Annotated in this window: 1 protein-coding gene and 1 pseudogene; both read right to left on the bottom strand. The window is 58.0% G+C overall.

Annotated features, from left to right (window positions below):
- On the bottom strand, positions 1 to 418 hold a 418-nt coding region (locus BSF44_RS29275; RefSeq protein WP_371918305.1), incomplete at its 3' end, for a phosphatidylserine/phosphatidylglycerophosphate/cardiolipin synthase family protein.
- A 3-nt stretch (positions 419 to 421) separates the two neighbouring features.
- Positions 422 to 634 (bottom strand): annotated as a pseudogene (locus BSF44_RS30565) (sel1 repeat family protein); the annotation flags it as partial.

Below are 634 nucleotides of genomic sequence, written 5' to 3'. Positions count from 1 at the left end.
GCGGCCAGCGAAAGTACTGGTTCTCGATATAAATGAATTGGGTCGCGTTGTTGACGGCTTTCAGGTAGACCTTTTCGATGTCGCGCTTGTTTTTGTCTTGCGGTTGGGTACGGACGATCTGTGCGATCTGTCGGGTGGTGTCTGGGGTGCATTGCAATTGTGGCCCCACCTGCATGGCCTGGCGCGACGCGAGCAGATCCTCACCGGTTTCCTTGCGCCAGGCGGTGGCGAAGTTATGGTGCAGGTGTTCCAGAATGGGCCCGGTGACCTGGCTGGAAATATCCTGGCGTGGAGTATCGCCTCGGGGGCCACAATTGGGTGCGGGCTTACTGCCCTCGGAACGGTTCAGCGCCGTGTGGTCATCCGTGTCCCAGTACTCGTCGAGCATGTTGTGGCCCATACGAATGATGCCTTTCATGTCTTACCCCAACAGTCGCCATTCGATGTTTTCCTCATTGACCGTGATTCTGTCGGGGAGCAAGAAACGAGGCTCGTGACTCTGAACCCTCAGGGTGGGCATGATCTCGTTCTCCTCGAAGCGGCGAATGACGCCATCGTTGAACCTCGAGTAAGCATCGCGGCTCAGACGGGCAGCCTGCCAGTAGCCTGTCTGCGGACAAGCCTGGCCGCTGGA

It is taken from the genome of Pseudomonas sp. ACN8 (assembly GCF_002303925.1).
Classification (GTDB): Bacteria; Pseudomonadota; Gammaproteobacteria; order Pseudomonadales; family Pseudomonadaceae; genus Aquipseudomonas.
This window is presented reverse-complemented; position numbering and strand designations above follow the sequence as displayed.